Source organism: Mucilaginibacter sp. P1_D10 (assembly GCF_056406215.1).
On record NZ_JBFUAP010000011.1, the window covers coordinates 156985 to 168281 of the forward strand.

Genomic DNA, 11297 nt, shown 5'->3' on the forward strand with positions numbered 1-11297 from the left:
CCCAAACGGCAATATGCAGTGCTTATTCGAACTGTAGTTCCCAGGTGTCCTCGCCACCATCCACTATCCTGAAGATGGTTTTCGTTACCGAATGCCTGCCGTCTGACGATTGCAGGGTTATGGTGTCGTGGTCGTGATAAGTGCTTCCTGCTTGAGGCACCATAATGGCGGTCATGCCTTCGGGGTTGCCGTTTACGATTATTGTTTGCATGATGGTTTGTATTTGGTTTATAGCAGGATAACAAGCACGGGCACAATAAGTTTCGGATTATCGTAGAGACACAATATTTTGTGTCTCTAAAGGGTACGGTTGAACACGCGCAACGATTGTCCTGCGGGAGACGCAAAATATTGCGTCTCTACGGTTAAATAAGGCGTTCGTAGAGACACAATATTTTGTGTCTCTTTCGATTTATCCCGAAAATATTTTTCATTTTTATTCGATAGAGTGGCAATATTGGACACCGTCAATGGAAGATAAATTCAAAAACAAGTATCGGATTCCATCTATCCGGTTATCCTCATGGGACTACGGTTCTCACGGCTTATATTTCGTAACTATCTGCACTAAAGACAGGGTTCAATACTTTGGCGATATTGTTTCGAATGAGATTGCTTCTGGGAAGCAAAATATTCTGCAGACGGACAATATTGCGTCATTACACGCTACTGAGCTTGGCTTAATTGCAAACCAAAATTGGTTAAACATACCAAACCATTTCGACTTTGTTGAGCTTGGCGAATATATCGTGATGCCAAATCATATTCATGGAATCTTATTCATAAATAAACCTCATAAAACAGATTGGAAACCGAATAAATTTGGTCCACAAAGCCAAAATTTAGGGTCGGTGTTGAGGGGGTATAAGGCATCTGTAAAAACCTTCGCAACAACCAATAATATTGAGTTTGCATGGCAAGCCAGATTTCATGACCGGATAATAAGAAATGAAAAAGAATATAACAATATTCGTGGATACATCTTTGATAATCCACAGCAATGGCTATTGAATGGCGATAAGGATGAGGATTTTATACCGTAGAGACGCAATATTTTGCGTCTTTGAACGCGCGACAACGATTGTCCTGCGGAAGACGCAAAATATTGCGTCTATGAACACGCGATTGTCATGTCCTGCGGGAGACGCAAAATATTGCGTCTCTACGGCGAATTGCCGGGGGGCTAATGCCCTTTCTTCCTCTTCAACAACCCGCCCGTAGTATCATCCACGCTTTGCTGTACAATGAAGGCCTGCGGGTCGATATTCAATATCTCGCGTTTGATGAGGGGAACTTCTAAACGGGTGGCTACGGTGAAGATGATCTCCCGTGGCGTATTGATGTGCCCGTCTTTACCATAACCGCTCTTGCCCTGGTACACGGTTACGCCGCGGCCAAGGTTTTGGGTAATGGCCTGGCGTATCTCTTCGCCCTTGGCAGATACTACCGTCATGCCGGTGTATTGCTCCAAACCGTTCAATATCAAATCAATCATCTTGGATGCAGAAAGATAGGTAAGGATAGAATACAAGCCTTGTTCTACGCTCAAAACGTAAATGGCTGCCATAAAGATGAATACGTTAAGGGTGAGTATAACGTCGCTTACGCGTACTATCTGGGTTTTTTTGCTAACGAGTACAGCGGCAATTTCCGTTCCGTCTAATACTGCGCCGCCACGTATGGCCAGGCCTATGCCCGCGCCAATGAACACGCCGCCGAAAATGGCCGTAAGTAATTTATCTGGCGTAACATCAGGGAATTTTACAAAGGCTAATACCAATGCCAGCCCGCCGATAGCCAGCGCGCTCCGGATGGCAAAACCCAAACCCAGTTTGCGGTACCCTAAAAACAGAAAGGGGAGGTTGATAACGAATATAAGTATAGGTAGGGGGAGGTGCGTAACATCGGCCACTAAAATGGCAATGCCGGTTACCCCGCCATCAATAAAATGGCTAGGCAGTAAAAAACCTTTAAGCCCCATCCCGGCAGAGAATATGCCCAGAATAACTAAAGCGGTGTCGACTATTGCAGATCTGTATTTCATGGCAGCGGGATTGGATGTGCGCTTAAGGTACGGAAAAAGTTTAAAGCTAGTTATGTAAAAAGCGGCAGTAGAAGTTGCGGTGGCAGCAACAGATGTTATTCGCGGGTTTCCAACTGCTACTCAAAACTGCTACTACAACTTAATGCTACCACCCGCTCTTCAAACCCTCTTTCAACGCTGCCTTATAATTCTCCAGGTCGAAGGAGTATAGATAGGGGGCCTTGTGCGCGCCGCCTTTGCGGGTTTGGGGTAGCTTATTCAATATACCAAAGCCGAGTATGCGCCGCTGGAAGTTACGCCTGTCGAGTTTTTTCCCCAGTATAGTTTCGTATAGCTTCTGCAACTCGGGCATGGTGAATTCCTTAGGCATCAGGTTATAGCCTATAGGTTGGTAGCTTAGCTGCAGGCGTAGGGTATCAAGGGCCGTGTTGAAGATCAGTTCATGGTCCAGCAAAAAGACGGGCAGATCGTTCAGATCGCGCCAGGCGCATAGCTCGCTGAATTCATCCGGCGTGGGGATAGCATCAAAAAAATCTACCAGGGCATAATAGCCAATGGAAATGAAACGGTGCGAGAAGAAGTTCTTTTCTTTCGGCACGATATCGTTATACTGCTCGTTATGCAGCCGGTTGCGGTCGGGGTCGCCAAATACATGAAACTGCTTCAAAAAAACTTTATCAATACCTGTACGTGTTGCCAATATGCGGCTAGCGGCGGTATCAATAGGTTCCCTTTTCTGCACAAAGCCGCCCGGCAATTGCCAGCCCTCCTCGTTCTTGCTTTTCAGCATCAGCACTTTCATCTGCCCCTCATGGAAACCAAACACCACGCAATCTATAGAGATATGGTCCAGGTACACCTCAAAAGCATCGGTCGAAAATCGTTCCAGTTCTTCTTTAGTCAACATTTGTACTATTATACAAAATTACTTTGATTGTTTAAATTTAATATCTACAATTGTGTACCAATTACACCATTTAACAATACTTACTTACTGCCAATAATAACCAATAAGTTTAACAAACTGTTATTGGGATAGCATATCCCGTTGGTTCGTTTTGGCAAAATATAAATTAAGCTTGCGCAATGAAAATTTTATTTACAAAAAAATCTCGTTTGAAGATAGCCGCTGTAGCCATGCTTGCGCTGCCTTTTGGCCAAGCCATAGCCCAGCAGCCGCGCCCGGATGCCAGGATGGACGCCTTCATAAATGCGTTGATGAAGAAAATGACAGTGGACGAGAAGATAGGCCAGCTTAACCTGGTTACCAGCGGCATGGCCATCACCGGCTCGGTTACCAACAATGGCGTAGATAATGGCATTGCCAAAGGGCAGATAGGCGGCATCTTCGGTTTATATGGGGTAGATAACGTACGCAAGGCGCAGGATCTGGCCATAAAGAACAGCCGCCTGCATATACCATTAATATTCGGGCTGGATGTGATACACGGGCACCGCACCATTTTCCCTATCCCGCTAGGCATGTCGGCCACCTGGGATTTGCCTTTGATACAAAATGCTGCACATATTGCCGCTAAAGAAGCCACTGCCGAAGGCCTTAACTGGGTGTTTTCGCCGATGGTTGATATTGCGCGCGATGCACGCTGGGGCCGCATATCTGAAGGCAGCGGGGAAGACCCTTTCCTGGGCGGAAAGATTGCCGCTGCTATGGTTCGTGGTTACCAGGGTACAAGCCTGCGTAATGCTGATGCCGTTATTGCCTGCGTAAAGCACTTTGCCTTATACGGTGGGGCAGAGGCCGGCCGCGAATACAATACGGTTGATATGAGCCGCCTGCAAATGTACCAGGATTACCTGCCGCCTTACCGGGCCGCAGTTGATGCAGGTGCGGGCAGTATCATGAGTTCGTTCAATACGGTGGATGGCATCCCCTCAACCGGCAATAAATGGTTACTTACAGATTTGTTGCGCAAGCAATGGGGCTTTAAAGGTTTCGTGGTGAGCGATTATACCTCGCTTAGCGAGATGAGCAACCACGGGCTGGGCGATTTGGCGCAGGTATCGGCCATTGCTTTAAAGGCAGGTTTGGATATGGATATGGTAGCTGAAGGTTTCCTGAATACCCTGAAGAAATCATTACAGCAAGGGAAAGTAACGCTGGGCGAGATAGACCTGGCCTGCCGCCGCGTACTGGAGGCCAAATATAAACTGGGCTTGTTTGATAACCCGTACAAATCCATGAATGCCGATAACGAACGCAAGGATGTATTTACAGATGATAACCGTAAAGCTGCACGCATAGCCGCCGAACACTCTTTCGTACTGTTGAAAAACGCCGGTCAGATTTTGCCTTTGAAAAAGAAAGGCGGCACTATTGCAGTTGTAGGCCCCCTGGCCGATAACAAACGCGATATGCTGGGTACCTGGGTTATTGCCGGCGAGTGGGAAAAATCGGTAAGCGTACTGGAAGGCATCAAACACATCGTGGGCGATAACGTGAAGCTGCTTTACGCCAAGGGATCTAATATTACCGATGATGCCGAGTTTATGAAACGCCTTAATTTTGGGCCCGGCATGGTTACGCTGGATACCCGCACGCCTCAGCAAATGATAGATGAGGCAGTAAACACCGCCAAAAAAGCAGATATCATCGTAGCGGTAGTGGGCGAGAGCCAAAGCATGAGCGGAGAATCGTCCAGCCGGTCAGACATCAGCATCCCCGAGAGCCAGAGGAACCTGCTGAAAGCGCTTGCTAAGCTGGGCAAACCAATAGTAATTGTATTATTCAACGGCAGGCCGCTTACCCTAACCTGGGAAAACGAAAATGCAGCCGCTATATTAGATGTATGGGCTCCCGGCACCGAAGCTGGCAACGCCATTGGCGAAGTGCTGTTTGGTAACTACAATCCATCGGGCAAGCTTACCGCAACCTTCCCACGCAGCGTTGGGCAGATACCTATATATTATAACCACAAAAACACAGGCCGCCCTTATACCGATGGCCCAACCAAATTCAAATCTAATTACCTGGATATTTCTAACGATCCGCTGTTTCCGTTCGGTTATGGTTTAAGCTATACCAGCTTTAGCTACAGCGATGTAAAACTTAATAAAATGAAACTAAAAGGTAACGAAACATTAACAGCAACAGTTACCATAACCAACACCGGCAGCTATGCAGGCGAAGAAGTGGTACAGCTTTACATTAGCGATCCGGTTGCCAGTATATCGCGCTCGGTAAAAGAATTGAAAGATTTTAGAAAGCTGAAACTGGAAGCAGGAGAGGCTAAAGTGGTTACTTTCAGCATCACAACCGAGCAATTGAAGTTTTATAACAGCCAGTTGAAGTACGATTGGGAGCCGGGCGAATTTGTGATACAGATAGGTACCAACTCGGCCGATACGCACAACGCCAGGCTAACCTGGCTTAAATAGCCGATTGCCTAATGGTTAAATAGGGCTTATATAAATAATTGCAAAATATGCCATTGTACCACGCAATGGCATATTTTGTTTATAAAACCCTTAAAACCGTTGCTGCCCCAACGCAGCTTGAGCGCAAGGGCGGGGCTTTATTTAATTAATAAAAAATTAACATAAAAATAACCTACAGGTAATTTGTGTGGATGGGCGAGGGGCAAAAAGGGGGGCATTTTCCAAAAAAAAAACACCCGTATCAGAATTTAGAGGCTCCATAAAACAAAAAGTGCAGCATTTGATAAAAAAACTGCTTTATAACAACTTTTTTACATTGCTAAGTTTTTATAAATAAGCCCTAATCGTTAACAGGTGGATAATAAAGTTTTTAAAAATTGTAAATTATCCTGTCAAACTTCTTAAAAAATAAATAATTCATAATTCTATAAAACAAACTTGTGTAACCTGTACACTCTATTTATATTAGATGCAGTACCATTATAAACTTTTCTGTAGTAGGAAAAGCCACAAAATTTCGGGGATTTGAAAAGGATGATGTGGTCGCCAAGAAGCATTGTTCAATTGTAAACAGGAAAAAAATTAGACAGGGTAGTATCGTTATATGATTAAACTTCTACAAAATTTTCTTTTTGACAACTTCATGTATAAAGGGAATCTCACCCCTTTAGTTAAAGAAAACTGTTCGGGTTTTTTCGTATGCCTTCCTATCCTTAGTTACAAGCCCAAAATCATACATTAATGTAACCAAGATCTTAAATCAAATATATTAATCAACTAAATCTCAATCTCATGTTTAAAAGTTTACTCCTTAAAGGAAGAGTATTGTGCGTGCTATTATGCTGCATGGTTTCTTCACTGGTAGTTCAAGCCCAAACAAAACACACCGGCCGTGTAACCGGCAGCGATGACAAGCTGCCCGTTGTTGGTGCCAGTGTGCGTATCAAGGGCACATCTACCGGTACACAAACAGACGTTAGCGGACAGTTTACCATCAGTGTAAAAGCCGGCGACGTTTTGGTAGTTTCTTACCTTGGCTACACCAGCCAGGAAGTTACAGTAGGTGCCAGTGAAAACATCAGCATCGTACTGCAAGTAGCCGCCAACAACCTTAACGAAGTTGTTGTAACGGGCTACACCTCACAACGTAAAAAGGACATCTCCGGTGCGGTTGCAACGGTAGATGTGGCACAGGCCATTAAAGTGCCGGCCAGCAGTTCAGATCAATTGCTGCAGGGCCAGGCATCGGGTGTTACCGTAGTTACCCAGGGTGCTCCGGGTGCAGGTGCTCAACTCCTTATCCGTGGTATCTCTAACTTTCAAAATTCCTCTCCACTTATCGTTATTGATGGCGTTCAGGGTGGCGACTTAGGCAACGTTAACCCTAACGATATCGAGTCGATCTCTGTATTGAAAGATGCGGGCGCGGCGGCTATTTACGGTATTGCCGGTGGTAACGGTGTTGTTATCGTAACAACCAAAAAAGGAAAGCAAGGTAAGTCTACATTAACTTACGATGGTTTTTACGGTACACAAAGGCCTAAAGGAGGTAACCCATTCAACGTTTTAAACGCAAGGGATTATTTAGCATTGGTAAAAAAGGTAGACCCGCAAAATAGTTTGTTTTTAGCTAACGGTTCTATTGCAGCTTACGGTGCGCAGGGCCCGGGCGTAAAAGGTAACTTTGCCGCAGGCGATCCGAAGGTTGATCCTGCCAAGTACAGGTTTGACCCTTTTGACCCAACCAAAGATTATCTGATCCAAAAATACGATAACGACCAGGGTACCGATTGGTTTCACGCGGTTTTCAAACCAGCCTCTATGCAGTCGCATACCATTAGTGCACAAGGTGCAAATGATAAAAATGCATATTACTTCTCTGCCGGCTATCTTGACCAAAAAGGTACTCTGATGAATACTTACTTCAAAAGAGCCACTACACGTATCAACACTACGTTTAATATCAAAGACCATTTCCGTGTAGGTGAGAATGCTTCATTATTTTATACCCTGTCTCCAAACGGACAAGGTAATATCCCGGGCGGTAACCAGGGTGAAGGTAACTCGATATCTGAAATTTACCGTATCGAGCCGCAGATCCCTATCTACGATATCTCCGGTAAACAATATGGCGGTACATGGGCGGGCCCTACCTCTTTAGGTAATGCGGTTAACCCGGTAGCTACACAGGACAGGCAAAAATACAATACAGTTAAAAACTGGAATATCCAGGGAACTGTATTCGCTGAAGCTGATTTCTTGCAACATTTCACCGTACGTACGGCATTAAGCGGTACTATTAACAATCAGGAAAATTACTCTATCGGTTTTAGACCATACGACAGTGGTGAAGGCCATGGCGGTACCGAAAGCTTTAACGAAAATGCCAGTTACTACAACAATTACAACTGGAGCAACACTTTAGTTTACAATCAAATTTTCGGTAAACATAGCATCAATTTCTTAGCTGGTTATGAGCAAAGGGAGCAATTTGGCCGTGGCGTGGGTGCCAATGTTGTTGGTTTGCCATCGCTTGACCCGGCATTTGTTTCAGTTTCGGGTGGTACAGGTGCAATAACTGCTTATAGCTACAATGGCCAGCCAGTTACACACCAGTCTTTCTTTGGTAAATTAGATTATGTTTATAACGATAAATACATCTTATCTGCTACTATCCGTCGCGATGGTTCATCTGTGTTTGCCCCTGGTCACAACATAGGTTATTTCCCATCTGCGTCGTTGGCTTGGCGAGTAACTCAGGAAGACTTCGCAAAAGGCATTAGCTGGTTAAATTCATTAAAAATACGTGCCAGTTACGGTGTCGGTGGTTACGATCAGAACGTAGTTCAGTTTGCGCCTTCAAATGCCTACTCTTTATACGGGTTGAATAAAGGTTCATCATTTTATGACATTACCGGTTCGAGCAGTAGCATACAACAAGGTTTCTTTAATTCTACCATTGGTAACGCTACTACAACATGGGAACGTGATTATGTTGCCAACGTAGGTTTTGATGCGACCCTATTTAACAAAATGGATCTGTCTATCGAGTACTACCAAAAACGTTCTACAGGCCTGTTGTTTGCTACTCCATTGCCGGCAACTACCGGAGGGGCTAGTCCTCCGTATGTTAACACAGGTGAGGTGCGAAACAGAGGTATTGATGCATCATTAAATTATCGTGATAAGGTTGGTGATCTTGGTTTTAACGTAGGTCTTAATTTTACTTCGTATAAAAATAATATTTATGACATACCCGTGCCTATCCAATCTGTTGGCAGCCGTATAGGTACCATTGCTCAACAGTCAGAAGGTCATCCTATCGGTTCTTTCTATGGTTATGATGTAATTGGTTATTTTGCTTCTGCTGCAGATGTAGCGGCTTCGCCTACACAGAATGATGCAGCCCCCGGCCGTTTCAAATACCGCGATGTTAATGGCGATAAAAAAATTACCGATGCTGACCGTACTTATTTTGGTAACCCGAACCCCGACTTTACTTACGGCTTAAACTTAGGTTTAAACTATAAAGGCTTTGATTTAAGTGCTAACTTCTATGGTTCTCAAGGCAACGACAACTTTAACTATGTTAAATACTGGACTAACTTCTACAGTTCATTAACCGGTAACAAAGGTAACGACCTGTTGTACAACTCTTGGAGCCCAACCAACCTTAACCCTAAAGCGCCAATTGCAGAAGCTGCAAGTACCTTTAGTAGCGCTGGTGTGGTTAACTCTTACTACCTCGAAAACGGTTCGTTCCTTAAATTAAAACAAGTACAAGTAGGTTATACCTTTAAAGGTGGCCTTAAACAAATCGGTGCAGATAAATTAAATGTATATATCCAAGCCGTGAATTTGTTTACCGCTACAAAATATACAGGTCTTGACCCAGAGCTGCAGGCTGTTACTAACAACAGCAGTGGTGTAGATTTCGGTAACTACCCAAGCAACGAACGTAAATTTATTTTCGGTGTACGCGCAACATTTTAATTAGAGGGATTTTTAAAAATTTTAAATATGAAAAAATTAAGTAACAAATTGATCATTGTGGGGTCAGTTGCCACTCTTGCCTTCTCTATGTCGTGTAAGAAGTTTTTGGAACAAACGCCCACAGGTTCGCTAAACCAAATCGTTTTGGCGAACAAGGCAGGTGTAGATGGCTTGTTGATAGGTGCCTACGCTTTGGCGGATGGTGTTTACAATGGCCAGGCAGGTGCTACCTGGTCTACAGGTACAGACAACTGGATTTATGGTAGCGTTGGTGCGGATGATGCGCACAAAGGTTCTACCCCGGGTGACCAGCCAAGTGCCGCCGATATAGAGGCACGTACTATGAACGGTGTTAACGATTACCTGGATCCGAAATGGAGAATGAACTTTGCAGGCGTTCAGCGTGCAAACGACGTAATCCGCGAGATACCTTTGGTAAAAGACGGTTCAATGTCGGCAGATAACATCACCCAGGCAACTGCCGAGGCTCGTTTCCTGCGCGGTTTCTACCACTTCGAACTGGCCAAATTATGGAGAAACGTACCTTATGCAGACGAAAGCATCACTTACGATGCCGGTAACTACACCGTAGGTAACCCTGGCCCGATATGGGATAAAATTGCCGCCGATTTTGCTGCAGCAGCAGCCGTATTGCCAGAAACCCAGCCACAGGTTGGCCGCGCAAACAAATGGGCAGCTAAAGCTTTCCAGGCAAAAGCGTTATTGTACGATCACAAATACCAGGCTGCCCTTGATATCCTTAAGGATGTTATCGCAAACGGTAAAACTGCAGGTGGTGCTAAATATGCGCTGGTACACTACGGCGATAACTTCAACCCATCTAAAAAGAACGGGCCAGAAGGTGTATTCGTGGTACAAACATCGGTTAAAGATGGTGCCAACGGCTTAAACGGTAACGCAGGTAGCACACTTAACTTTGCCGCTGGCGGCCCTGCATCATGCTGCGGTTTCTTCCAGCCATCATTCAGCTTGGCTAACGCCTTTAAAACAGATCCGGTTACGGGTTTGCCATTATTGGATACCTACAACAATGCCGATCTAAAGAACGATCAGGGTATAAGCGAGTCTTCTGCTTTTGTTCCTGCAACTGAAACTGTCGATTCTCGTTTAGATTGGACTGTTGGCCGCAGGGGCATCCCTTATCTTGACTGGGGTATTCACCCGGGAAAATCATGGGCTCGTGACCAGGACGACGGTGGCCCATACAGCCCTATCAAAAACGTTTACTACCAGGCGGCACAGGCTACAACTTCTGATACTTACGGTGGTTGGGCTGCTAACCAGGCAACATCAAACAGCTACAATGCAATCCGTTTTGCCGACGTAATACTGTGGGCTGCAGAGTGCGAAGTAGAAGTGGGTTCGCTTGATAACGCACTTGCGTACGTAAACATGATCCGTGCCCGTGCATCGGATGCTGTAGGATGGGTGCATACTTATGTAGATGCTACTAAACCCACAGGCGGTTACACCAGCACCCCGGCTGCTAACTACAAAGTAGGCGTGTATCCTCCGGGTTCGTTTACCGATAAAGCTACCGCCCGCAAAATCGTTCAGTTTGAGCGCAGGCTTGAGTTTGGTATGGAAGGTCACCGTTTCTTCGACTTACAGCGTTGGGATGGTATCACCGGCGGCCCAATGGGCAATGGCTTTATGGGTACCGCGATCAATTTCTACCTCGATCACGAAAACCACGTGCCAAACTTCCCTATCCTGCTGTTGAAACAAGCTAAATTTACCGTTGGTAAAAACGAGCTTTATCCTATTCCGCAGGCTCAGATTGATATTACCGCAGGTAGCATCAAACAAAACCCGGGTTATTAATTCGTAACCAGTACTTTAA

General features: G+C 45.2%; 7 protein-coding genes. 4 read left to right on the forward strand and 3 right to left on the reverse strand.

The features are described from left to right. Window positions 1-22: 22 nt before the first annotated feature. A complete protein-coding gene (locus AC1DYT_RS18425; protein ID WP_477459374.1) occupies window positions 23-211 on the reverse strand; it encodes a hypothetical protein in 189 nt (62 codons plus the stop codon). A 259-nt stretch (window positions 212-470) separates the two neighbouring features. Between AC1DYT_RS18425 and AC1DYT_RS18430 the strand changes: the two genes are divergently transcribed. Beyond that, the gene (locus AC1DYT_RS18430) at window positions 471-1043 is read left to right on the forward strand and encodes a transposase (RefSeq protein ID WP_477471001.1); all 573 of its coding nucleotides are present in this window, start codon (window positions 471-473) and stop codon (window positions 1041-1043) included. 140 nt (window positions 1044-1183) lie between these two features. Here AC1DYT_RS18430 and AC1DYT_RS18435 read toward each other — a convergent pair whose 3' ends face one another. Then, window positions 1184-2044: a YitT family protein gene (locus AC1DYT_RS18435; protein WP_477471002.1), complete on the reverse strand. Its 861-nt coding sequence runs from the start codon at window positions 2042-2044 to the stop codon at window positions 1184-1186. Window positions 2045-2189: 145 nt separating this feature from the next. After that, window positions 2190-2951, reverse strand: a complete 762-nt coding sequence (locus tag AC1DYT_RS18440; protein WP_477471003.1) for an NUDIX hydrolase — start codon at window positions 2949-2951, stop codon at window positions 2190-2192. A gap of 179 nt (window positions 2952-3130) precedes the next feature. Between AC1DYT_RS18440 and bglX the strand changes: the two genes are divergently transcribed. From bglX to AC1DYT_RS18455, 3 genes are all read left to right on the forward strand, one after another. Then, entirely contained in the window at window positions 3131-5440 is a 2310-nt protein-coding gene (bglX, locus tag AC1DYT_RS18445) for a beta-glucosidase BglX (protein ID WP_477471004.1), read from the forward strand. Between the two features lie 792 nt (window positions 5441-6232). Continuing rightward, on the forward strand, window positions 6233-9433 hold the full coding sequence (locus AC1DYT_RS18450) for a SusC/RagA family TonB-linked outer membrane protein (RefSeq protein WP_477471005.1): 3201 nt from the start codon (window positions 6233-6235) through the stop codon (window positions 9431-9433). A gap of 27 nt (window positions 9434-9460) precedes the next feature. Next, window positions 9461-11278, forward strand: a complete 1818-nt coding sequence (locus AC1DYT_RS18455) for a RagB/SusD family nutrient uptake outer membrane protein (RefSeq protein WP_477471006.1) — start codon at window positions 9461-9463, stop codon at window positions 11276-11278. Window positions 11279-11297 lie beyond the last annotated feature (19 nt).